The organism is Paenibacillus terrae (genome assembly GCF_005217525.1).
In the GTDB taxonomy this organism is placed as follows: Bacteria; Bacillota; Bacilli; order Paenibacillales; family Paenibacillaceae; genus Paenibacillus; species Paenibacillus terrae_C.
Genome location: NZ_PNXQ01000015.1, coordinates 32,098 through 55,599 on the forward strand (window position 1 = coordinate 32,098; position 23,502 = coordinate 55,599).

20 protein-coding genes and 1 pseudogene are annotated in these 23,502 nt (G+C 47.6%); 17 read left to right on the forward strand and 4 right to left on the reverse strand.

The features are described 5' to 3' along the window. Window positions 1–13 precede the first annotated feature (13 nt). The 8 genes from uraD (at window position 14) to C1I60_RS17375 (ending at window position 7,958) form a co-directional block, all read left to right on the forward strand. Window positions 14–874 (forward strand): 2-oxo-4-hydroxy-4-carboxy-5-ureidoimidazoline decarboxylase, encoded by an 861-nt coding sequence (gene uraD / locus C1I60_RS26350; RefSeq protein WP_170970837.1) that lies wholly within the window; start codon window positions 14–16, stop codon window positions 872–874. Between the two features lie 48 nt (window positions 875–922). Beyond that, a complete protein-coding gene (locus C1I60_RS17350; RefSeq protein WP_137062929.1) occupies window positions 923–2,311 on the forward strand; it encodes an allantoinase in 1,389 nt (462 codons plus the stop codon). A 3-nt stretch (window positions 2,312–2,314) separates the two neighbouring features. After that, a complete protein-coding gene (allC, locus tag C1I60_RS17355) occupies window positions 2,315–3,613 on the forward strand; it encodes an allantoate deiminase (RefSeq protein ID WP_252361760.1) in 1,299 nt (432 codons plus the stop codon). Then, window positions 3,597–4,841, forward strand: coding sequence for a pyridoxal-phosphate-dependent aminotransferase family protein (locus tag C1I60_RS17360; RefSeq protein ID WP_137062862.1), 1,245 nt, complete (start codon window positions 3,597–3,599; stop codon window positions 4,839–4,841). Before allC ends, C1I60_RS17360 begins: the two co-directional genes overlap by 17 nt. A gap of 84 nt (window positions 4,842–4,925) precedes the next feature. Continuing rightward, window positions 4,926–6,344, forward strand: a complete 1,419-nt coding sequence (locus C1I60_RS17365; protein WP_137062863.1) for an NAD(P)-binding domain-containing protein — start codon at window positions 4,926–4,928, stop codon at window positions 6,342–6,344. 103 nt (window positions 6,345–6,447) lie between these two features. Beyond that, window positions 6,448–6,900, forward strand: a complete 453-nt coding sequence (locus C1I60_RS17370; RefSeq protein ID WP_137062930.1) for a nucleoside deaminase — start codon at window positions 6,448–6,450, stop codon at window positions 6,898–6,900. Between the two features lie 218 nt (window positions 6,901–7,118). Then, a complete protein-coding gene (locus tag C1I60_RS24565) occupies window positions 7,119–7,274 on the forward strand; it encodes a hypothetical protein (protein ID WP_170970838.1) in 156 nt (51 codons plus the stop codon). A gap of 174 nt (window positions 7,275–7,448) precedes the next feature. Beyond that, entirely contained in the window at window positions 7,449–7,958 is a 510-nt protein-coding gene (locus C1I60_RS17375; protein WP_137062864.1) for a hypothetical protein, read from the forward strand. Between the two features lie 140 nt (window positions 7,959–8,098). Here C1I60_RS17375 and C1I60_RS17380 read toward each other — a convergent pair whose 3' ends face one another. Further along, on the reverse strand, window positions 8,099–8,725 hold the full coding sequence (locus C1I60_RS17380) for an FMN-dependent NADH-azoreductase (protein ID WP_137062865.1): 627 nt from the start codon (window positions 8,723–8,725) through the stop codon (window positions 8,099–8,101). Window positions 8,726–8,997: 272 nt separating this feature from the next. On the opposite strand from C1I60_RS17380, the gene murI reads away from it, so the two are divergent. The 6 genes and pseudogenes from murI (at window position 8,998) to C1I60_RS17410 (ending at window position 14,056) form a co-directional block, all read left to right on the forward strand. After that, complete coding sequence (murI, locus tag C1I60_RS17385) at window positions 8,998–9,801, forward strand: glutamate racemase (protein ID WP_137062931.1); 804 nt, start codon at window positions 8,998–9,000, stop codon at window positions 9,799–9,801. Window positions 9,802–9,895: 94 nt separating this feature from the next. Continuing rightward, the gene (locus tag C1I60_RS25775) at window positions 9,896–10,072 is read left to right on the forward strand and encodes a hypothetical protein (RefSeq protein ID WP_252361761.1); all 177 of its coding nucleotides are present in this window, start codon (window positions 9,896–9,898) and stop codon (window positions 10,070–10,072) included. Between the two features lie 130 nt (window positions 10,073–10,202). Next, window positions 10,203–10,624, forward strand: a pseudogene (fosB, locus tag C1I60_RS17395) (metallothiol transferase FosB). A gap of 39 nt (window positions 10,625–10,663) precedes the next feature. Beyond that, window positions 10,664–12,064 carry an MATE family efflux transporter gene (locus C1I60_RS17400; RefSeq protein ID WP_137062866.1) on the forward strand — a complete coding sequence of 467 codons (1,401 nt, stop codon included), beginning with the start codon at window positions 10,664–10,666 and terminating at the stop codon, window positions 12,062–12,064. A gap of 228 nt (window positions 12,065–12,292) precedes the next feature. Then, window positions 12,293–13,273, forward strand: a complete 981-nt coding sequence (locus C1I60_RS17405) for a S8 family peptidase (protein ID WP_137062867.1) — start codon at window positions 12,293–12,295, stop codon at window positions 13,271–13,273. 297 nt (window positions 13,274–13,570) lie between these two features. Continuing rightward, window positions 13,571–14,056, forward strand: coding sequence for a tetratricopeptide repeat protein (locus tag C1I60_RS17410; RefSeq protein WP_137062868.1), 486 nt, complete (start codon window positions 13,571–13,573; stop codon window positions 14,054–14,056). A 185-nt stretch (window positions 14,057–14,241) separates the two neighbouring features. On the opposite strand, the gene budA is transcribed toward C1I60_RS17410, so the two are convergent. Both budA and alsS read right to left on the reverse strand, forming a co-directional pair. Further along, on the reverse strand, window positions 14,242–14,988 hold the full coding sequence (gene budA, locus C1I60_RS17415) for an acetolactate decarboxylase (protein ID WP_137062869.1): 747 nt from the start codon (window positions 14,986–14,988) through the stop codon (window positions 14,242–14,244). Window positions 14,989–15,149: 161 nt separating this feature from the next. Next, window positions 15,150–16,847, reverse strand: coding sequence for an acetolactate synthase AlsS (gene alsS, locus C1I60_RS17420; RefSeq protein WP_170970839.1), 1,698 nt, complete (start codon window positions 16,845–16,847; stop codon window positions 15,150–15,152). Window positions 16,848–17,485: 638 nt separating this feature from the next. On the opposite strand from alsS, the gene uxaC reads away from it, so the two are divergent. From uxaC to C1I60_RS17435, 3 genes are all read left to right on the forward strand, one after another. Continuing rightward, complete coding sequence (gene uxaC / locus C1I60_RS17425) at window positions 17,486–18,910, forward strand: glucuronate isomerase (protein ID WP_137062871.1); 1,425 nt, start codon at window positions 17,486–17,488, stop codon at window positions 18,908–18,910. Window positions 18,911–19,057: 147 nt separating this feature from the next. Beyond that, entirely contained in the window at window positions 19,058–20,458 is a 1,401-nt protein-coding gene (locus C1I60_RS17430) for a glycoside-pentoside-hexuronide (GPH):cation symporter (protein ID WP_137062872.1), read from the forward strand. Window positions 20,459–20,544: 86 nt separating this feature from the next. Then, the gene (locus C1I60_RS17435) at window positions 20,545–21,543 is read left to right on the forward strand and encodes a LacI family DNA-binding transcriptional regulator (protein ID WP_137062873.1); all 999 of its coding nucleotides are present in this window, start codon (window positions 20,545–20,547) and stop codon (window positions 21,541–21,543) included. A 109-nt stretch (window positions 21,544–21,652) separates the two neighbouring features. Here the strand turns inward: C1I60_RS17435 and poxB are convergent, their stop codons facing one another. Then, the gene (gene poxB / locus C1I60_RS17440; protein ID WP_137062874.1) at window positions 21,653–23,377 is read right to left on the reverse strand and encodes a ubiquinone-dependent pyruvate dehydrogenase; all 1,725 of its coding nucleotides are present in this window, start codon (window positions 23,375–23,377) and stop codon (window positions 21,653–21,655) included. Window positions 23,378–23,502: the final 125 nt, after the last annotated feature.

Below are 23,502 nucleotides of genomic sequence, written 5' to 3' on the forward strand. Positions count from 1 at the left end.
GAAGGGGAGCAAAATGAAATTATCCTTGGATTCTATTAATCGAATGAATAGAGAGCAGTTTGTCGATGCGCTGGGATGGGTGTTCGAGCACTCGCCTTGGGTGGCGGAACGCGCATGGATATCCCGTCCTTTTTATTCTTTTGGGCAATTGTCCAGTAAATTGGAAGAAGCGGTGGAGCAATCTGCGCTTGATGAACAACTTGCCCTGCTCTGCGCTCACCCTGATCTTGCTGGCAAGCTGAAAATGACGGAGATCTCCGTTAATGAGCAGCGGGGCGCTGGCCTGAATGAGCTTTCTCCAGAGGATTATGAACAATTTAGGGCTAGCAATCAGGCCTACAAGGATAAATTCGGATTTCCTTTCATTATAGCCGTACGTGGCCTGAATACAGATTCGATTTATGCTGCCTTGGGCAAACGGCTTGGTGGCGAATGGGATAAAGAGAGAATCCTGGCCTTGAAGGAAGTATTCAAGATTGCCCAATTTCGATTAAGCGACTTGATTACGAGCCCTAACGACGGAAAATTAACTACCCACGTGCTCGATGTGTCATGCGGCACACCGGCGTCCGGAATGAAGCTCGAACTGTGGGAAATCGGCGGTGAGGAGGGACGGAGGCTGCTGCGTTCTGTCGTAACCGATGCGGACGGACGCCTGGATGCGCCTCTGCTGTCATGCGGCGAGTTGAAGGTGGGGCAGTATGAGCTGTTTTTTTACGTTGCCGAATATTTTCGGGAGAAGGGCTTGGCCGAGAAAGAGCCCCTTTTTCTGGAGTGCATTCCGATTCGTTTCGGTGTGAGTGATGCGGGCAGCCATTATCATGTTCCGCTGCTTGTAGCTCCTGGCGGCTACAGCACGTACCGGGGAAGCTGATTAATTGAAACAAAATACTGTATTTTTTGTTAAGTGGGTGCATGGATTATGACGGAGTGTCTGGAGGTTATCATACGTGGAGGCCAAGTCGTTTTGCCAGATGGGGTATATGTTCTCGATATCGGAATTAAAAATGGAAAAATCCACGTACTCCGGCAATTGCTGGAGCCATCGCAGGAATGCAAAGTCATTGATGCAAGCGGACAGTTTGTACTGCCTGGAATGATAGATGTTCATGTTCATTTCAACGAGCCGGCATTAGGTAATTGGGAAGGTTTTGTCAGTGGATCGGCATCGCTCGCTGTAGGCGGATGCACCGCCTACATTGACATGCCTCTAAATGGCCGGCCGCCTACAACTTCATTAAGCGCATTAAATCAAAAATCGGCTTTGGCCTATGGTCAGTCGTACATTGATTACGCGTTCTGGGGAGGACTTGTACCAGGAAATCTGAAATCACTAGAAGCTTTGGCAGAGGCAGGAGTTGCCGGATTCAAAGCCTTTATGTCCGACCCGGGAGGAGAAGGAGAGGACATTTTCCGGGGAGTCGATGATGTTACCTTATACGAGGGGATGCAGCGAATTGCTGCAATTGGCGGTATTCTTGCCCTTCATGCAGAAAGTGAGCCGCTGGTAGCGGGGCTTGGCGCTGAAGCACAGCATGCTGGCAAAACCGGGTTTCGCGATTATGCGGCATCACGGCCGGTACTTGCGGAATTGGAAGCCGTTCATCGTGCACTGTTTTATGCGAAGCAAACAGGTTGCGCGCTGCATTTCGTGCATATTAGCAATCTTCAAGCCGTAGAGCTGATTGATCAGGCAAAACGCACAGGCATGAATGTTACGTTGGAAACTTGTCCGCATTACTTGATGCTGACCTGTGATGATATGGGGTCCCTCGGAACCATTTCGAAATGTGCCCCGCCGCTCCGGTCCGAAGCGGAACGGGAAGAGATGTGGAAGGCAATTGCTGCCGGGAAGATAGACATGATCGCTTCGGATCATTCACCGTGTCCGACCGAGTTAAAGCGATCCGACGACTGGTTTCAAGCTTGGGGAGGCATTTCCGGAGCACAGAGCTCGATGGAACTGATTCTGGATGAAGGGCACCTGAAACGAAAGATTCCTTTACCCTTGTTATCTCGGCTGCTGTCTGAAAATCCGGCCCGCCGTTTTGGTCTATTTCCCCGCAAAGGCACGATTCAAGTAGGAATGGATGCAGATTTGACGATTTTCAACTTGAACAGTCCGTATACCTTGGCCGCGAATGATTTGTATTACCGTCATAAGCATAGTCCTTATGTTGGTAGGCAATTGAACTGCCGGGTAACTGCCACTTTATGCCGTGGTGAAGTGGTATATAGGTTGGGTGAAGGAGTTTCGCTGTCGAGAAAGGGAATGCTGCTGCATCCATTCAAACGTAAAGGGAGGGGATAGATGGTGAACAATGTCATACCACGCTTACCGCAAGAGCTGCCGGATATCAACCGATTAGCTGCTTCTATCGAAGAAACATTGCATTGGTTATCCGAATATGGTGCAGACGGCGGGGGAGGTATTACCCGGTTTCTATACTCGAATTCATGGAAACAAGCGCAAACGGCTCTAAACGACAGGATGAAGCAAGCCGGGCTTAAGGTTTACTTTGATGAAGTAGGGAACCTTTATGGACGAATTGAAGGAACGGAACCGAATCGGGGAACGATTCTGACAGGCTCCCATATAGATACCGTCATAAATGGAGGCAAATATGACGGGGCTTTCGGCATTGCCGCAGGGTTAGCAGCTCTTCAGTTTTTATTGGAACGATACGGAAGGCCGAAATGCAACCTTGAGATCGTCTCGTTCTGTGAAGAAGAAGGAAGCCGATTTCCGTTAACATACTGGGGTTCAGGTAATGTTTCAGGACGTTATTCGGTCGATCAAGTACCGGAAATATGCGACTCCGAAGGCGTTAGTCTAAGGGAAGCGATGATGTCGGCAGGATTTGGTTCCAAGGCTGGGCGCGCTGCAAAACGGGACGATATCCAAGCGTTTATCGAGCTTCATATCGAGCAGGGAAAGGTTCTTGAACGGGAAGAGAAGGGGATTGGGGTGGTCAAAGGCATTGTCGGGCAAAAGCGGTTTACGTGCGAGGTCACAGGTGAAGCAAATCATGCAGGAACGACGCCGATGGCCTTGCGGCGAGATGCGCTTGCGGGCGTATCCGAAATGGTTCAGTTGCTCGAAGGGCTGGCGCAAAGCTACGGCTCCCCGATGGTAGCGACCGTAGGAAGCTTGGAAGTGATCCCTGGTTTATCTAACGTGATTCCCGGCAAAGTCACGTTTACGCTTGATGTGCGGCATTCGGAATCTATGGAATTATCCGCTTTTTGTCAAGCCGTGAAAATAAGCTTCGAAGAAGTTGCAGCCAGACGGGGGCTTATGCTGGCTCTCAGCCAATGGATGAACGCAGAGCCGGTCATGATGGACGTAGAACTGACTCGAATGGTGGAACATATTTGTATGCATAGAAATTTGAGCTTTCTCAGCATGTTCAGCGGTGCCGGTCACGATACGCAAGTGATGCAGTCCGTCTGTCCAACCGCACTCGTATTTGTTCCTAGCCGCGGCGGCATCAGCCACTCTCCCGATGAATACACGTCCACGAAGGAGCTTGCTGCTGGTGTTTCCGTCCTAACCGATCTCTTGTATGTATTGGCCTATGACAGGGGGGAGCGCTTTGAAAACGTATCGTGATCTGTCACCGTCCCCTCGTACAATCATGACCCCCGGACCGGTGGAGGTGGATCCGCGTGTGCTGCGGGCGATGTCGTTTCCGATCTTGGGGCAGTTTGATCCAGAATTTACCGACATCATGAATGAAACGATGGACATGATTAGGGCGTTGTTCCAAACGAACAATCACTGGGCATTTTCGGTTGACGGTACATCTCGTTCCGGTATCGAAGCTGTGCTGACGAGCTTAATTGAACCGGGAGACCGTGTATTGGTTCCGATCTACGGCAGATTCGGCCATTTGTTGGTAGAAATTGCGGAACGCTGCGGAGCCGAGATCTCTACCATGGAGCAGGAATGGGGGCAAGTCTTTGATCCGGAGCAAGTGGTGAAAAGGATCCGTCAAGAGCGTCCTGATATTGTGGCGATCGTCCACGGCGAGACATCGACAGGACGTATGCAGCCGCTGAAGGAAATAGGGAAAGCTTGCCGGGAGTTGGATGTTCTTCTCGTCGTCGATGCGGTTGCGACGGTCGGTGGAACGAAGGTTGCGACGGATGAGTGGATGCTGGATGCTGTGATCGGAGGAACACAAAAGTGTCTTTCCGTTCCGGCAGGCATGGCACCTGTTACCTATAATGAGCGAGCAGAAGCGAAAATATTGAAGCGAAAACGAATCGAACGTGGGTTGCGCGATCCCCAGACGGAAACCGGTTGGAGCGGTAAAAGAATTCAAAGTAATTATCTGGATTTAAGCCAGCTTCAGGACTATTGGAGTCCAGTCCGATTAAACCATCATACCGAAGCGACTTCGATGCTGTACGCCCTGCGGGAAGGCTTGCGTCTCGTATTGGAAGAAGGGTTGGAGCAGCGTTTTGCCCGCCATCTGGAGCATGAAGCGGCATTGGTGGCTGGAATTCGTGCGATGGGATTAACGCTGTTCGGCGATCCTGGCTGCAAGATGCCGATGGTTACGTGCGTAAATATACCGGACGGTGTTGACGGCGAATCTGTTCGGACGATGCTTCTTCACGAATTCGGCATTGAAATCGCCAGCTCGTTCGGGTCGCTCAAAGGGAAAATATGGCGGATCGGCACTATGGGATATAGCTGCAATAAAAAAAATGTGTTGCACTTGCTTGGAGCACTTGAGGCTGCATTGCTCCGTCATCGCGTCCCCGTTCATATCGGAGCTGCTTCGCAGGCCGCATTGGACGTTTATAGCAGAATGGCGAATACGTATGAATAAACCGGTAATCGAAACCAAGGTCATGGTCGTCAGCCCGATCGCTCTCTCTTTCGTCTTACCGACCGCTGAAAGGAATGAGCAATCATGAGCCTAGAGGCTTTAAACGAACGAGTAATAACCGATCTTTCGTATCTCAACTTCAGGGGACCTAACTGGGTTCGCCCACTGAGCCATCCTGAGGGGCATGTCTATGACGTTGTGATCGTCGGCGGCGGACAATGCGGCTTGGGTGCAGCCTTCGGCCTTTTGCGAGAACGTGTTTCCAACATTCTCGTTATCGACGAAAACAAGGAAGGCTCCGAAGGGCCGTGGGAAACCTATGCCCGCATGGTGACGTTGAGAACACCCAAGTATTTGACCTCCATCGACCTGGGGATTTCTTCGCTGACCTTTCGCTCCTGGTGGGAGGCACAAGCCGGGCAGAAAGGCTGGGAAGAGGTGGTCAAGATTCCGCGGGGCGACTGGATGAATTACTTGCGCTGGTATCGAAAGGTCCTTGATCTGCCTGTCCTTAATGAGGTCAGGCTGAAGCTGATCGAGCCCGTGGAGGGTGGGGTTCATCGCCTGTATATCGAAGGGGCGAGAGCGCCATCTGCTCAATTGCTGTCACGCAAGGTTGTGTTGGCCACCGGTATTCAGGGCGGTGGAGAATGGTATGTTCCGCCCGTGATTGCTGATAAACTGCCGCACCACCTATATGCCCACACCTCGGAAATCATCGACTTTGATTCGCTGAAAGGCAAGAGAATCGCTATATTGGGTGGTGGGGCTTCGGCCTTTGATAATGCCAATTTCGCACTAGCGGAAGGAGTGGCTGAGGTCCATATTTTTGTCCGCCGAAAGGAACTGCCTAGGATCAACCCGATCCGTCAGATGGAATTGTCCGGCATGATTGAACGGTTTGCTACGCTGTCGGATGCCGAGAAATATGCGGTGATCGCCCATTTTTTCAAGCACAGTCAGCCGCCGACCAATGACACCTTTGAGCGTGCGGTTTCGTGGCCCGGTTTCCAATTGCATTTGGGTGCGCCATGGCTTGATGTGGAGGCTGCGGACGAAGGGGCGACAGTGACTGTGCCTCAAGGTAAATTCACCTTCGATTTTCTCGTTATCAGCACAGGTCTCCTCTCCGATCCAGCTTTGCGACCGGAGTTGAGGCTTGTCGAAAGCCACATTGCGCGCTGGGAAGACCGCTATAAGGCCCCGAAAGCGGTAGCTAATCCTTTGCTTGATGCACATCCTTATTTGAGTCCGGGCTTTGCTTTCTTGAGCCGCGATGACAAGGACCCAAAACTGCTGAATGGACTTTTTGCTTTTAACTATGCTGCTTTGGTCAGTTGCGGGCTCTCGGCTTCTGCGATTTCTGGCATGAGATTTGCTATACCCAAGCTCGCGTCGGCAGTGGCAGATCAGCTATTCCTTGATGATCGCGAAGAGATTCTGAAAGACTTCTTTGCCTATGATAAGGCTGAATTTGTTGGCGAGTGGCCGAAAAAGGCATGAACCAAGGGTTAAAACTCACACACGGCGGATACTATCGTTTTTATTGGATGAATGACCTTGAAATGAATAGCAGGAGGATGATCCCGTGAGTAATGAAAACTTAATGAATCAAGCAATCCAGTTAGCCCAGCAAAATGTTGTTTCTGGTCATGGTGGTCCATTCGGTGCCATTGTAGTTAAGGCTGGAAAAATTATCGGAAGAGGGGTTAATGAAGTTACCTCGTCCTGCGATCCTACAGCACATGCAGAAGTACAGGCTATACGAGAAGCATGTAATAATTTAAATGATTTTCAATTAAATGGTTGTGTGATCTATACAAGCTGTGAACCATGCCCGATGTGTATTGGGGCCATTTATTGGGCAAGGCCTGATGCAGTCTACTACGCATGTACAAAAGAAGAAGCAGCAATCATAGGATTTGACGACCAATTTATATATGAACAAATTGCTTTGCCTATGGAAGATCGTTCAATAATTATGAGTCAAATATACCCGCCCGAAAGTAAGCTGCCTTTTGAAACATGGAGCACATCAGTTCAAAAAATAGAATATTAATACTGATTATTGCCACCATTGATTGAAGTTCGATGGTGGCTTGTTATGGTGCATGATCGTATGAACACTTCATTAGCATGTTTTTCTGTATGTTCTTCTAATTTAAGATACGAATAATTTCGGCTGAAAAAGGGTACATATGTTATAAACAGACAATGATTAAGCAAATTCAGGACAAGCTTGCGGATTGAATATATTTTACAAGGGGAGGGATTTGCATGAAAATTATCATTACACAAAAGGAAGCCGCCGACAAAGGAATCTGGACAGAGATCATGGGCATGTTCGCTGTAACCAAAGAGGACGAGGTGTGGCAAAATGAAGAGTTTATTCTCACTGAAGAACAGGCGCGTCAGGTCGGATTGATCAAATAATAAGCCGTAAATGGGACATGTAAGCAAGTTTTAAGACCAAGTCTTAAAAAATCGTAACTTCTTTTTTATGGTTCTGATACACTTTTTAACCTTACAACGTTTATAGTAAGTGCATAAGGGTAATGAAGCTTACAGACACCGTGTACATACCCAGACGGTAAGGAGAGATCAGACATGATGAGACTAGCTTCGAAATGGACAGTATTGGCTTTAATGATGATGCTTATGACGGCGGCGGGAGCAACAGCACAAGGCTACACGCCCGTAGTACCTGCCGAAAATCAGGAGACCGTATATATAAACCAAATGGAGATGCGTAACGGACAAATCTATTTGTCGGCAGATCCAATTGAATGGTATGAAGGTAAGGCAGCAGACAAGGCGTTCCTGGAGCATGAAGGAAACACAGGGTTGGATGGAGCACCAGACGGTTACTACATCATAAACAATTCTGTGCAAAATGATGTGTATCAGGTTGCGCCAGATGCTTCGGTAGAGGTACAAATTTATGATCATACAGGTCGTATAGAAGATACAGATGTAAAATGGAACGAATCGATCCCTTTGGCACAATTTGAAAAAGATTTTGCCAAAAAAGATGTATTGGATCTCAGCCAATTTCCATACCATGTGACGTTGCGTGAGGGTAAGGTCGTTAAAATCGTGCAGCAGTTCATTCCTTAACATACAAGGTATTGCATAACAAACACGTGCTTTTCACTGGATTCATGTCAGGGGAGCACGTGTTTTTCATACGTTATAATAAAAAAGAGGATATCCTCCCACCAAGGGGCGAATATCCTCTTTTGTTCATATATATAGGATTAGAACGATTTTGCAGCTTCTGTTGCACTTTGTACAGCGGCTTCAACAATGGCTTGTGCTTGATCTGGAGCTTGGTTATGTCCTTCCAGTACAACCTTCACGATGTCTTTCACACCGAAGAAGGATAAGATGTTGCTCATGAAGTTCAAAGACATTTCAGCAGCAGCAGCAGGACCTTCGGAGTATACGCCGCCTCTTGCATTCAACAGGGCTACTTTCGTTTCAGTTACGAGACCAACTGGACCCTCAGCAGTGTATTTGAACGTTTTACCAGCTTGGTTCAGGTAGTCAATGTAAGTATGCAGTACAGCTGGAATCGTCATGTTCCAAAGCGGGAAAGCGAATACGACTTTGTCTGCTGCCAGGAATTGATCAAGGTAGCCGTTAGCTACGCCCGCCAGGCGAGCTTCTTCAGCGTTCAGCTCCAAGCCTCTAGCGGATTTGAACGTGCCGTTAATCATGTTGGCGTTCAAATAAGGAAGCTCGACGGAGAACAGGTCCAGTTCAGTGATTTCATCGGATGGATGGGAAGCTTTGTAGCTTTCCACGAAGGCGTTATACAATTTAACGGTTGCGGATTCTTCGGCTGTACGATCGTTAGCTTTGACAAATAGTACTTTAGACATGATTTATTTCCCCCTAGGTAAGTTAAGTAAGTCATTTACCTCGTAATATTACAATATAAAGATAATATCTGTCAACACTTTTATATTAAATTTATTTTAACAAGCTACTTTATTTTTTACACTATAAAATTTATGTGTTTCTTTTGCAAAATATCAGTTTTGCGGTAAAATTTAAGTATGAGCCGATTGGAAGAATGGATTCCATAGGCAAAGAATGAAATTATGTTGTCAACAGGATAGACACAACAGATGAACGAAAAAAGGTGAGTAGCTTGAAGATTGGTTTTTTTGATTCAGGATTGGGTGGAATTACGGTATTATCTGAGGCCTTCCGACGGCTGCCAAACGAAAATTTTGTATACTTGGCGGATACGCTTCATGTTCCTTACGGGACGAAAACACCGCAGGAGGTGTGCGGATACGTCAAGGCTTCGGTACAAACGATTTTAAAAGAGGATGTTAAGGCGCTGGTCATTGCCTGTAATACAGCCACGAGCATAGCGGTTGCAGAGCTGAGGAACGAATATCATATTCCGATCATTGGTATGGAGCCTGCCGTGAAGCCTGCGGTGGAGATGAATCGAGCGAATGGTAAAAGAGTGCTGGTGTTAGCCACGCCGTTGACATTAAAACAATCCGGTTATGCAGCGCTGGTATCCAGAGTTGACGATCATGGAAGTGTGGATTCGTTGCCTTTGCCCGAACTGGTGCATTATTGTGAGCAGTTAAATTTTGACCGGGCAGTAATGGCCGAATATTTTAACGGTAAGCTGGCTGCGTTCGATCTGAACTTATACGGTACAGTCGTTTTGGGATGTACACACTATCCTTTTTATAAGGAGATCTTGAAGGGGTTGCTGCCTTCCCATATTCAGCTAATCGACGGGAGTCAGGGAACGGTCAGACGATTAAAACAGGTATTGTCTGAACGCAATTTGCTGGTATCTCCGGCAAAAGCGGGTCAATCGCAGGAGGGACACATTACGTTCCTGTGTACCAGTCAGGATGAGGAATATGTCCATAAAATGGAGCGTGCGCTTGAAATTTATGCGGAGCATGAAAAGATTTCTTTTTAAAGCAGGTGCGACTGGCGAACGGATTGAATCATAGCGATGAATCCCAGCGTCAGTCGCGTAGTGAATCAGAGGCATGGATGAGGGGAGGCTTTTGATGGACGTTCAACTGATCTTAAAGGAGCTTCAGGAAGCAGGTATACTTGAAGGCCATATGCAAGAACTCAAATCCCTGACTGGAGGAACCTCAAGCGAAGTGACTGCCATCATGGACGGAATCAGGCCGCGATATGTGATCAAGCAGAATGATCCGGTGGTAGGAGTTTCGAGCTGAACAGGGAGGTGCTACAGGGATTATATTTTCGAATAGCTACCTGCATTCGGCACCACCCAAAAGATCTCGATCAATATACAGAAGCGTGGACTTATTGGCTGAACAGGGTTCGCTGAAAGGAATAGGGAATATGAGTATACAAGGATGGAATCATATTTGCTTTTCGGTGTCAGATTTGGAGAAGTCGATACATTTTTATCAAAATGTATTAGATGGAAAGCTGCTTGTCAAAGGACGTAAGCTGGCTTATCTGACTGCCTGGGCATGTGGCTGGCTCTCAATGTGGAGGAGGATATCCCGAGAAATGAAATTCATCATTCCTATACGCATGTTGCATTTTCGGTAGCGGAAGCGGATTTTGAGGATATGCTTAACAAGCTGAGAGCTTTCAATGTCACAATTTTGCCCGGGCGAGAGCGGAATGAACAGGACAAAAGGTCAGTCTATTTTACAGATCCGGACGGACATAAGTTTGAATTCCATACAGGGCAATTGCAGGATCGCCTGGAATATTATAAAAATGAGAAAAAGCACATGACTTTTTATGATTGAGTAATATGCAGGGTTCACATCTGGGAGGAATACATAAGTATGTCACTTTCGCAGGAAAACGGCTCCAAGCAAGCACAAGTTGTGAAAACGATGACAGTTTTTGCAATCACTTGGCCGATCTTTATAGAAATGCTGTTTCATATTTTGATGGGTAGTGTGGATACGTTCATGCTGAGCCATGTGTCGGACGAGGTTGTGTCGGCTGTGGGTGTGTCGAGACAACTGATTGAATTTACGATTATTTTGTTCAATCTGCTCGGTCTTGGAGTAGGTGTCATCATCGCTCAGCTATTGGGTGCACAAAAGCATGTGGATGCGAGCCGTGTTACGGCCTCTGCCCTGACCTTCAATCTGATATTCGGTTTGGCGCTGAGCTTGATGTTTATTGTGAGCCGGGATTTTCTGCTGTCCTTTTACCATATTACCCCGACGATTAAGGAAAATGCCGAGATCTATATGATGCTGGCAGGGGGTTCGCTGTTTCTCGAAGCGCTTATGCTAACCGCAGGTCCGGTGATTCGTTCACACGGTTTTACGAAAGATACGATGATCGTGGGCATTGGTATGAACATTTTGCATATTGTGGGGAATGCGTTGCTGATTTACGGCTGGTTGGGTCTGCCGCAAATGGGCGTGGCCGGAGCAGCGATTTCAACGGTAATTAGCCGCGCTGTAGCCTGTGTCTGGATTTTTATTCTGTTATACAAACGTGTAAGTGCGCCGATTCGCCTCCAGTATTATGTACAGCTTCAATGGAGCAAGCTGGTGGCCATCCTGAAAATCGGCATCCCGGCGGGACTGGAATGGTTGTCTTATCAACTCAGCCAAATGATGGTGACCCGGTTTGTTAGCTTCATGGGCACAACGGCGATTGCTACTCATTTTTATACGAATACGATAGTATACTTTTTTATGGTGTTCGGAATGGCAGTGGGTGAGGGGACGGAAATTATTGTTGCTCGCCTGATAGGTGCAGGAGATAAGGAAAAGGCGTATCACCAACTACTGCGCAGCCTGAAATGGTCGCTGGTCATTACGATTGCGGTGATCGTGGTGGTATCCTTTTTCCGGTATGAAGTGATGGCGATCTTTACGGATGAGCCGGCGATTATTCAACTGGGGGCAGCGATTTTGCTGTTCTGTATACTGCTGGAGCCAGGCCGTGTGTTCAATCATGTCGTCATTAACTCCTTGCGGGCGGCGGGGGATGTACAGTTTCCGCTGATGATGGCGATCATCTCGATGTGGGGGATCAAAATTCCGTTGGCATATGTGCTGGGCATTCATCTGGGATATGGTGTGCTTGGGGTGTGGATTGCACATGCCTGTGATGAGTGGGTACGAGGCATTTTCCACTATCTGCGCTGGAAAGGTCGGAAGTGGCAGCACAAGTCGCTGTTGTCCAAGGCTGAGCTTCAAGCGGATTCGTTGTCAGGCTGACATTTGAAGCTGTAGTTGCTCTGGCTCTTTTAACATAGGCATTCTCCATGGATATGGGGGATGTCTATGTTTTTACAAAAATAAACAAAAGGGGATGTTCAAACTTTTCAAAAATTGCTAGAATATAGTAACCTCAAACAAGAGTTTCAGTAGAGGTTTTGCAAGTTTCGGTTTTGAAAGTTTTAAAGACGGATGGTTTCCGATTGAATCCATGAAGGAGGGAATAGGATGGAACGTAAAGTGTATATCATTCCTTACCAAGTGATCAAGCAGGAGCAACAGGTGAATGAAATACCGCGAGGGGTGGAGCTGATTCAGGCCCCTGCGGTGTGGAGCCGAGCCCGAGGCCAGGGAGTGAAGGTGGCAGTACTGGATACGGGCTGTGATGCGGACCATCCTGATTTGAAGGAACGCATTATTGGTGGCCGGAACTTCACGGATGATGATGACAGTGATCCAAACATTTTCACGGATTACAACGGTCACGGTACGCATGTAGCAGGCACAATCGCGGCAGCAGAAAATGGAGATGGTGTGGTGGGTGTCGCCCCGGAGGCGGATTTGCTCATTATCAAGGTCCTGAACAAGCAAGGCTCCGGTCAATACGACTGGATCATTCAGGGCATTCATTATGCGATTGAGCAAAAGGCAGACATCATCTCGATGTCGCTTGGCGGCCCCGAGGATGTGCCTGAGCTTCATGAAGCGGTGCAGAAGGCGGTAGCGAACCAAATTTTGGTCGTCTGCGCAGCAGGTAATGAGGGAGACGGTGACGACAGAACGGACGAACTGGGCTATCCCGGCTGCTATAACGAGGTGATCAGCGTAGGCGCTGTAAACTTTGACAGACATGCTTCCGATTTCAGCAACTCCAATAATGAGGTGGATTTGGTTGCGCCGGGAGAAGATATTCTGTCTACCGTTCCGGGCGGCAAATATGCGACCTTCAGCGGTACTTCAATGGCTACCCCGCATGTAGCAGGTGCTTTGGCACTGATTAAGCAGTTGGCGAACGCGAGCTTTGAACGGAATCTCACCGAGCCGGAGCTATACGCCCAACTGATCAAACGCACCATTCCACTCGGCCATTCTGCCAAGCTGGAAGGCAACGGGCTGTTGTACTTGACGGCAGTCGAGGAGCTTTCCCGTATTTTCGACTCTCAGTGTGTAGCAGGAATACTGAGCGCAGGATCATTACATGTTAAATAAGCCGTAACTGTCGGAAGACAAGAACATGCATTTATAATAATAAGTCGCTACTTTAGCGGCTTTTTTGTTTTCATAGACGATTAGATAATTGCCTCATACAACAATGCAATGAAGCTTTGTTAATGAGAGGAAGACGATTTGGCATGTCTTAATGGTCTCAATCTGAAATACAGCGATTTATCAATCCTATTGAAATAGGGTAGAATAACTACATTAGTATGTAGTCCTTAGGCATCCGCATTTAAAGGTTCTCCAATCCGTATGGATGGGGGAATGGTAAAGAGTTGGAGGATTAGCATGGATCAAATTATTGCAAAAGCCAGTGAGCTAAGACGCACAGGACAGGCAGAGGAAGCGCGTGAGCTTCTACTAAAGGCACTGGAGCAGGAGCCCAATGATGCAGAGCTATGGTATCAGACAGCCTGGACGCATGATGCTTTAGGCCTGGAGAGGGAAGCAGTCTCTTTTTATGAAAAAAGTCTAGGTATGACGTTGTCCGCAGAATCAAGGAAAGGAGCCATTCTGGGATTAGGCAGTACATATCGTGTACTGGGAGAGTACGCCAAAGCCAAAGTCTGGCTGGAAACCGGGATGGACGAATTTTCAGATTACAGGCCCTTTCGGGTATTTTATGCGATGGTGTTATATAATCTGGGTGAATACGGGAAGGCGATGGAGGGGCTGCTCATGGAGCTGGCTGAAACGACCTCGGACTCATCGACACAAGCCTACTCACGCGCGATTCAATATTATGCCGATAAGCTAGATCAGATTGAGACGTAAGTATGAAATGATGAAAAAGACAACAGACTAACCAACATCGAGCATTTTCAGAATTGCATATTAGAAAAGATCGCAGCCGGAGAGCATCAAGCATCTCTTCCAGGCTGCGATCTTTTGGTTTCTGTATAATGTAGAATCTCATTCATAACAAATTCTATTGTACCTTGTTGAGTCATACCCTGTAATTATTGCACACCTTCAGTAACGGCGATTTCTTTCTCCAGATTTTCTCTGGACAGGTTGGCGGTCAAATAATCCGGTGTATCGGGCAGGACGAGGTGCAGATTGGATTTTTGGCAAACACGGATTGTACACTTGTCGACAACAAAATCAAAGACATGCCCGCCTCCGGTGCGTTCGTCGTTAATAAAGTGCAAATGGAACCCGGCCACTCCAATTCCCTGAGCGTAAGCAGGTGTCCAAAACCCGGTAATCACGCCGGAAGCGTCGTTAAAAGAGAACGTTGGCTGTGATTTGGTTACTTCGATAAAAGGCTTGTAAGGCTTCACCTGGTGAGGCACGGTGCGTGTCTTCACTTCACGAAAAGTGCCGTCCATACGGAAGGCGTAGAACAGATTACGACTTGGGAACAACTTTAGCAGCAGGGCTTCCAGCTCTTCACGATACATGGAACGGTCAATAGTGTATGTGAAATCTTCACGGAAAAAGGTGACTGTGGAAAAGGGAGTTGTCTCTTCCGGTTTTACACGATGGGCCGTACCGTCTGGCAGCAAGTGATAAAACTCACCATCAAACGCAATCATCTCACCATTCAGTTGATCAAAGGTACCGAGCCCGAAATCCCCGTGCTTTTGCAGTTCCTTGAAGGAAACGACTCCGTCATAAAGACCATCCAATAAAGCGAGCATCGTGGACGTTTGGTAAATATCATGATCAGCTTCTTGCTTTGTTTCCAGTTCTGCAATGGTCATGGCAATACACTTCCTTTTGTGATTGGATGCATTTATTTTCTTTTATTTTCAATAATAAACGTAAATTTTCAGTAAATAACATGAACAACTCAAAAAACTCATGAAAAAACGTTAAACTTCATTTATTGTCACGAAGTCGTCACGATTGGGTAACAGTGAAGTCAGTTTAACTGATTGGGCAGCAGTTTACGTCCCAACTGGACATTATCCTGATAATCAATCGGAATATCGACGACCACGGGGCCATCGGTATGTAGTGCCTGTTGCAATACGCTTTCCAGTTCTTCAGGGGAATGTACACGCAATCCGGTTGCCCCGAAGCTTTCGGCATATTTCACGACATCTACATCCCCGAATTCTACGCCGGAGGTTCTGCCATATTTAATCTGTTGTTGAAAAGCGACCATGTCGTAGGCACCGTCTCTCCATACGATGTGCACCAGTGGGGAGTTGAGACGTACGGCGGTTTCAAGTTCCATGGATGAGAAAAGAAATCCTCCGTCGCCGGAAATGGAAACGACTTTTTGACCAGGATTGACGAGAGTGGCAGCAATGCCCCAGGGAAGAGCTACACCTAGCGTCTGCATCCCGTTACTGAACAGAAGGCGACGCGGCTCATATGAGCGGAAATACCGAGCCATCCAAATGTAGTGCGAACCAACATCACAGGTGACTGTGACATGATCATCAATCAGGCTGCGCAGCGTACGAATGAATTGCAATGGATGAATCAGATAGTCGTGCTTGCGAGCAGGGACGGCAGCTTGCTCATTTAGATCGTGGCGGAGACGGTTCAGTTGGGCGCATGAGGTTTCAGACAGCTTTAATGCAGGCAATTCTTCTGCGAGACTCCGCACGATCAGAGCTATATTACCGATCAGTTCGTAATCCGGTTGATAATCATGGTCGATATCCGCCTGATGATCATCGAGATGAATGAGGGTTCGGTTTGCAGGAATGTTCCAGTTTTTCGGATCGTATTCAATGGGGTCATAGCCAATGGTCAGCACCAGATCTGCGGCTCCAAGGAGCATGTCACCCGGCTGATTGTGGAACAAGCCCACTCGGCCAAAATAGTGGTCCTCCAGTTCGCGGGAAATGGCTCCGGCAGCCTGGAAGGTTTCGACGACAGGCAGATCTGTGTTCTGAATGAGTGCGCGGATGGCTGCTGTAGCTTCGGGAGTGCTGGCTTTCATACCGAGTAAAAGAACAGGCAGCTTGGCATGGCTGATTTGGCCTGCTACTTGTTTGATAAGCCCGGCTGGTGCGGTTCCAAGCTGTGGAAGGGAAAGCTTCTCAATGGCGGTTACTTCGGATGACGAAGTCAACACGTCCTGCGGTAGACTGACAAAGGTTGCTCCAGGCTGTGCTGAGGTCGCAATCCGAAATGCGTTGGTAATGGCTTCTGGCACACTATCCGGATGCTCCACTTCCACACTGTATTTGGTGATAGGCTCGAATAACCCGGCGTTATCCATGGATTGGTGGGTGCGCTTCAAACGTTCGGATCTTGGAACTGCACCAGCGAGAGCGACGACGGGATCACTTTCCGCATTTGCGGTGACAAGTCCTGTAGCCAAATTCGACGCACCGGGGCCGGAAGTAACGAGACATACGCCCGGTTTACCAGTTAGGCGACCGACGGCTGCTGCCATAAAGGCGGCATTTTGCTCGTGACGGCATACGATCAGCTCCGGGCCGCGTTCTTGAAGGACATCGAAAACCGAGTCGATCTTGGCACCTGGAATACCAAAAATGTGTGTTACACCTTGTTTAATCAAGCAATCGACAACGAGGTCGGCTCCTTTTGTAGCGGTTTTAGCATGGATAGCTTGCACTTTTGTACTCAACGCGATCACCTTTTCTTTGGAATATGATTATGAAATACTTTCAATGTAAAACATTGGTTGCATATGACAATTATAATACAATAACTGGTATTTTCAAGAAGAATATTTTCTGAAAAAGATTGAAAAATAAAAAAACGTTTTCAAATATCGGTTTAAGAGGGTGGATTGAAAAATATATATACTTGGTAATTAAGGGTTTGAAAACCATTTTCACGCCGAAAAATAAGTGAGGGTCATTGTTATTGAAAATGACAAGATGAAGGGGAAGAGGCTTGTGCCGGATCAGCTCGTTTGAAACACGAGTCTGTGCAGACTGGGTTATAGTCTGAAATAAAGGTGGACGGAGAAAACAGATCAGTCGAAGTTGAGGCAGGTATGGTTTTTGTTCCTCCTCATGATAAAAATCACTTTCCTCTGCAAAGGATAGCGGTTACAATGTAATTGTTGTTAACGTAAACATTAAATTTAAGAAGAAGTAATCAACGATGATTCGACATGCAGGTTTCATTTTATAGCGGTATCATCCGATATAGAAGGTAACCTTTGTGCGTTGTAGAATCTATTACTGAATAGCAGCAAAATTGAATTCATTTTTGTTCACGTTAACAATTACTAAGAAACATGATTATAGAAGGGAAGAATGAGCCATGACCAAAGCATTTTTAGACGACAACTTTTTGTTGAGCAATCCGACGGCTGAAATTTTGTATCATCAGTATGCCGAGGATCTGCCGATTATTGACTATCACTGTCATTTAAGTCCACAGGAAATTTACGAAAATAAAACGTTCAAAAACATTACGGAAGCTTGGCTGTACGGAGATCATTACAAGTGGAGACTCATGCGGGCCAATGGAGTGGAGGAGCGCCTGATTACCGGAGATGCGGAAGACTATGACAAATTTTTGGCTTGGGCCAAAACCGTACCTACACTGATCGGCAACCCGCTATATCATTGGACGCATTTGGAGCTTCAGCGCTTTTTTGGTGTCCATGAGCTGCTGAACGAACAGAATGCATCTGTGATTTGGGAAAAGGTGAACCAAAAGCTGCAAGGGAAGGGCTTTGGGGCACGTGATCTGATTGTGAATTCAAAGGTAACCGTTGTATGCACTACGGATGATCCGACGGACCATCTCGAATATCATAAGCAAATTGGCAAACTGGCCGATTTTCCGGTGGCTGTACTGCCAAGCTTCCGCCCGGACAAAGCGCTGGAGATCAATCGTGAGACATTCCAGCCTTGGGTGGCTCGATTGGGTGAAGTGAGCGGACTGGATGTTTCCGGTCTGGAAGGATTTTTGAACGCGCTGGCGAGCCGGGTGCGTCACTTCCATGCTGTCGGAGGACGGGTGTCCGATCATGCGCTGGATACAGTCGTTTATGAAGAAACGACACGTGAGGAAGCGGCAGCGATATACAGCAAGGCGCTGGAGGAAGGCCATGTAACCCCAATAGAAGAGGCGAAATATAAATCGTACGTCCTGGTATTCCTTGGGAAACAGTATGCAGAGCATGGCTGGGCAATGCAGTATCATATTCACGCGTTGCGTAACAATAACACTGCCATGTTCCGTCGTTTGGGACCGGATACAGGCTACGATGCTGTAAATGACGGCTCCATCGCCGGCCCGCTGGCGGCATTGCTGGACGCGCAGGAGCAGGCAGGAGGATTGCCGCGAACGATTTTGTATTCGCTTAATTCAGTTGATTATCCAGTGCTGGCAAGTCTCGCGGGCTGCTTCCAATCCGGCGGAACTGTGGGGAAAATCCAGTTTGGCACTGCATGGTGGTATAACGATCATATCGAAGGCATGCAGGAGCAGATGAAGCTGCTGGCTAACTACGGAGTGCTGTCTCGCTTTATCGGTATGCTAACGGATTCTCGTAGCTTCCTGTCCTACACACGCCACGAATATTTCCGACGTATACTGTGTGATCTGATCGGAACCTGGGTTCAGGAGGGCAAGGCGCCTGAGGATCTGGATCTGCTCGGAGCCATGGTACAAAATATTTGCTACAACAATGCCAAGCAATATTTTAATTTTCCGACAGCGGTTCACAGCAAATGATGATATACAGAATGAACTTGTAAATTCATATTTCAATAGATGCCCTTGCCTAGAGTATTTTCAAGCTCCGGGTAAGGGGGATTGAAAACAGAATACGTATCATTAAGTATGTGAAAATAATTACAAAGATAGAGGAGTGAGCAGGGTATGGGAGTGCCTATCGTTCAGGAGAGCATCCAAACTGACAACAAGACAGGTGAGCAAATCAGCCTGAAAGAAAAGATTTCTTACGGTATGGGTGACTTTGGAAACGGGTTCATGTTTGATTTAGGACAGTTGTACCTGTTGAAATTCTTTACGGATGTAGCAGGTGTTTCAGCAGGAGCAGCCGCAGGCATTTTTCTGGTCAGCAAGCTGTTTGCTGCCATCTGCGATCCTATTGTCGGGTCCTTTGTCGATTATCGCAAGCATATTGGTCCACGCGGGAAATTCAGACCCTTTCTTATCGTTGGAAGCGTTCTCCTTGCAATTCTTACGGTTCTAACCTTTATTTCACCGAACATTTCACCAACTGGCAAGCTCATTTATGCCTATGCATCTTATATGATCTGGGGAATTGGCTACTCTATTGTAAATATTCCGTATGGTTCACTGGGTGCGGCTATTACGCAGGATACCATTCAGCGGGCTTCGTTATCATCCTTCCGTCAGGCAGGCTCACTGGGCGCTTTATTCGTAACCAGTGTCATCGTTATGCCGCTTATTTTGCTGTTTCCCAACCATCATGTGGGGTATCCTGTTGTGATGGGAATCATGTCACTTATTGGTGTGATCGCTTTCATGATATGTTATTGGGGAACGAAGGAGCGTATTGTCAGTCAGTCGGGACCCAAGGAAAAACTCTCTTTTGGTGTGATCGTGCATACCTTTACGACGAACAAGCCTCTGCTGGTACTCGTTTTGATGACGATTTTTACCATTTCCGCGTACAATATCAAGTCCGCGCTGCTGATCTATTTTGCCGAATATAATTTGGGGCATGTAGAATTAATGGCTTATATGAATTTTATTATTATCGGTTCGTCGTTGCTGGGTGTGTTGTTCTTGCCCAAACTGGTGCGGCGCTTCGGTAAACGAAAAACAGCCATGCTTGGGATGCTGGTCAGTGTCATTGCCGACTCTATGAACTTCTTTATGCCATCGAATGTATATATTTTCACCATTCTGGCCAGTATTTCGTTCATTGGTATTAGCATTCCTAACGGGGTTACGTGGGCCTTTGTATCCGATATCATTGACTACGGTGAATGGTCATCCGGGGAGCGGAAAGAAGGGATTACCTACTCGTTGTTTAATTTCTCACGTAAATTGGCTCAATCCTTATCCGGCTTTCTTTCCGGTATTGGGCTGGCGCTTATCGGGTATGTCCCGAATGTGGTTCAAACCTCTGGAACGCTGCTCGGAATTAAGGCGCTGCTGTGTCTCTATCCTGCTGTTGCCCTGCTCATTGCTATGCTGGTAATCGGTAAAATGTACAAGCTGACAGACAGCAGACATGCAGAAATGGTTCAAGAGCTACAGCGTCGACATGCTGATAACCGCGTATAATTTGTGAAAGTCTTCTTTTCCGGGCGGCTCTTGTGGTATGGTGGGTATATAATTTTTTAGAGCCTCAGTAAAGAAAGGATACGTATATGGCAGCTACCATTAAAGACATTGCCAAATTGGCGAATGTTTCCCATACGACCGTCTCCCGGGCGCTCAACAATAGCCCACTGATCAAAGAAGATACCAAGCGCAAAATTATGGAGCTGGCGGAGCAACTCAATTACATTCCTAATTTTAACGCCAAAAGCCTTGTCCTCCAGCGCTCGCATACGATTGGTCTGTTTTTCACCAGTATTTCAGAAGGCACCAGCTCCAGCTTTTTTGCGGACACCATCCGTGGAGTGAATCATGTCATTGGGGTGGATTACAATCTGTTTGTGCGAGGGATTGACGATTACGCCGATTTTTCGGCCATTCACCGCAAGCGTTTTGATGGCATCATCCTGATGAGTCAGAGCGAGGCGGACAACCCGTTTATTTATCATGTGCTCGGTCAGGGCATTCCGCTCGTCGTGCTGAATCGGCAAGTGCCCGGGGCAGGCATTGTGAATGTCATTTCGAACGATAAGGAAGGATCCTATGCAGCAGTTTCTTTTCTCATTGAAAGCGGTCATGAACGCATCGCGATCATTGAAGGGGTAGAAGGCTTTAAGTCCACCCAGCAACGGCGCGAGGGCTTCATGAATGCGCTGATTGACAGCGGCAAGCCGATTCGGCACGAATACATCATGCATGGCCATTATGACACCGAAAGTGGAAGCCAAGCGATGAAGCAGTTGCTTTCCTTGGAGGAACCACCGACGGCGGTGTTTTGCTCTAACGATGATATGGCTATCGGGGCGATGAACGCAGTATTCGAGCACGGCTTAAAAGTACCGGACGACATCTCTGTCATTGGCTTTGACGATATCGGCTTTTCGATGTATACGACCCCGCCGTTAACGACGGTCAAAAGACCGATTGAGCAGATTAGCGCACGTGGAGCCGCATGTATTTTGGAACGAATCCAGTCACCGTCAAACGAGGGCGAACTCATATTTATGGAAACCGCGCTCATGAAGCGGAAATCGACAGCAGACAGGTAGCGTTAAGCTTGATTTTATTGGAAAAGGGCAGACCAAAAAGGGCAGGTTCAGTGCATGACGCGCTGTTCCTGCCCCTTTTTTATTAAAATATGTGCAAGTGTGGCGGCTTTTATCGTAAAAGATTGGTTTTCGCCAGTTCAATAATTTCGTCACCGCGCCCATTCAGCACAGCTTTCATCATCCACAGTGTAAAACCTTCAGCCTGTTTGAGATTAATCTTGGGTGGCATGGATAGCTCCTGACGATTGACCACTACATCCACCACCACAGGACCATCGTGAGCCAATGCCTGTTGAATCGCGTCCTCCAGCATCGCCGGATCTTCGACTCGAATTCCCTTGAGACCCATGGCTTCCGCTACAGCGCCAAAATCAGGATTCACCAGCTCGGTGCCGTTTTCCAGAAAGCCGGCTGCTTTCATTTCCAGTTCAACAAAACCGAGGGCGCCGTTATTGAAAACAATGACTTTTACAGGTAACTGATGCTGTTTCAGGGTAAGCAGATCGCCCATCAGCATCGTCAATCCGCCATCACCAGATAGAGCAATTACCTGTCGGTCAGGCTCAGTGGCTTGTGCCCCAATCGCTTGCGGCAATGCACTTGCCATCGTTCCGTGATTGAAGGAGCCGATCAGTCGGCGTTGGCCGTTCATTTGTAAATAACGTGCTGCCCACACGGTAGGCGTACCCACATCACAGGTGAAAATGGCATTTTCATGTGCGGCATCACTGACGACCTTGGTGAGATATTGTGGATGGATTGGTGTATGACCGGGTTTACCAACCGCCAGTTCATCCAGTTCCTGACGCACCTTGGTATAGTGGGAGACGGTTTTTTCCAAATGCTTGGAATCATGCTCTGTCGTTAAATGAGGAAGCAGCATTTCCAACGTTGCTTGTACATCCCCGCACAGCCCATACGTTAAAGGAGTGCGTCTGCCGAGGTGGGCAGGCTCAATATCCACTTGCAGCACAACTGCATTTTCGGGATAAAACTGTCTGTAAGGAAAGTCTGTTCCGAGCATAAGCAGGACGTCACAATCCATCATTGCATGGTACCCGGAAGAATACCCGATCAGCCCCGTCAAGCCTGCATAATAAGGATTGTTATACTCCAGATATTCCTTGCCCCGAAGGGCAGCAACCATAGGGGATTTCAACTTGTCGCACAGTTGCATGAGCAATTCGTGGGATTTCGCACAGCCGGAGCCGCATAACAAAGTGATTCGTTTGCCTTGATTCAGGTACTCGGCCAGCCGGGAAATTTCCGAAGCTGACGGATGCACCACAGGTGCAGTGAGATGGTAGACATGTTCAGGAATAGGCGCCTTTTCCGCTGCTAAAGCTGCCACATCCCCGGGAAGAACAATGACGGAGACACCTGAACGTGAAACGGCCTGTTGTATAGCCATCGTAACGGTTCTTGGAATTTGTCGTGGAGTCGTAATGACCTCACAGAAGTGGCTGCATTCCCCGAAAAGATGCTCAGGATGTGTAGCCTGGAAATATTCGCTTCCAATTTCGTCGCTTGGAATGTGGGCCGCAATAGCGAGTACAGGTACCCGATTGCGGTGACAATCATATAATCCGTTAATAAGATGTAGATTTCCGGGACCACTGCTGCCAGCGCACACTGCAATGCTGCCGGTAAGATCAGCATCAGCCCCGGCTGCAAAGGCTGCCACTTCTTCGTGCCGCACATGAATCCATTCAATTTGACCGTCGCTTCGAATGGAATCGACCATATTATTTAAGGAATCTCCAACGATACCATAAATTCGCTTGACCCCTGCATTGATTAAAACTTCTACAATAGTATCTGCGATTGTCTTCATAGATGTTCCTCCTGCCTAGTAAGTAACGTTATCCTGCCCGTGCTATCTTGCATCTATTCTAATTAGCCTTAACCGTCCTAGCTCAGGTGCGAAACAGCGGGAAGATAATCATAGATCCGCGAAAG

Coding starts and splice junctions, on each gene's coding strand:
- uraD (WP_170970837.1), top strand. CDS start 14: ATGAAATTATCCTTGGATTCTATTAATCGAATGAATAGAGAGCAGTTT.
- C1I60_RS17350 (WP_137062929.1), top strand. CDS start 923: ATGACGGAGTGTCTGGAGGTTATCATACGTGGAGGCCAAGTCGTTTTG.
- C1I60_RS17365 (WP_137062863.1), top strand. CDS start 4,926: ATGAGCCTAGAGGCTTTAAACGAACGAGTAATAACCGATCTTTCGTAT.
- C1I60_RS17370 (WP_137062930.1), top strand. CDS start 6,448: ATGAATCAAGCAATCCAGTTAGCCCAGCAAAATGTTGTTTCTGGTCAT.
- C1I60_RS24565 (WP_170970838.1), top strand. CDS start 7,119: ATGAAAATTATCATTACACAAAAGGAAGCCGCCGACAAAGGAATCTGG.
- C1I60_RS17375 (WP_137062864.1), top strand. CDS start 7,449: ATGATGAGACTAGCTTCGAAATGGACAGTATTGGCTTTAATGATGATG.
- C1I60_RS17380 (WP_137062865.1), bottom strand. CDS start 8,725: ATGTCTAAAGTACTATTTGTCAAAGCTAACGATCGTACAGCCGAAGAA.
- C1I60_RS25775 (WP_252361761.1), top strand. CDS start 9,896: ATGGACGTTCAACTGATCTTAAAGGAGCTTCAGGAAGCAGGTATACTT.
- C1I60_RS17400 (WP_137062866.1), top strand. CDS start 10,664: ATGTCACTTTCGCAGGAAAACGGCTCCAAGCAAGCACAAGTTGTGAAA.
- C1I60_RS17405 (WP_137062867.1), top strand. CDS start 12,293: ATGGAACGTAAAGTGTATATCATTCCTTACCAAGTGATCAAGCAGGAG.
- C1I60_RS17410 (WP_137062868.1), top strand. CDS start 13,571: ATGGATCAAATTATTGCAAAAGCCAGTGAGCTAAGACGCACAGGACAG.
- budA (WP_137062869.1), bottom strand. CDS start 14,988: ATGACCATTGCAGAACTGGAAACAAAGCAAGAAGCTGATCATGATATT.
- uxaC (WP_137062871.1), top strand. CDS start 17,486: ATGACCAAAGCATTTTTAGACGACAACTTTTTGTTGAGCAATCCGACG.
- C1I60_RS17430 (WP_137062872.1), top strand. CDS start 19,058: ATGGGAGTGCCTATCGTTCAGGAGAGCATCCAAACTGACAACAAGACA.
- C1I60_RS17435 (WP_137062873.1), top strand. CDS start 20,545: ATGGCAGCTACCATTAAAGACATTGCCAAATTGGCGAATGTTTCCCAT.
- poxB (WP_137062874.1), bottom strand. CDS start 23,377: ATGAAGACAATCGCAGATACTATTGTAGAAGTTTTAATCAATGCAGGG.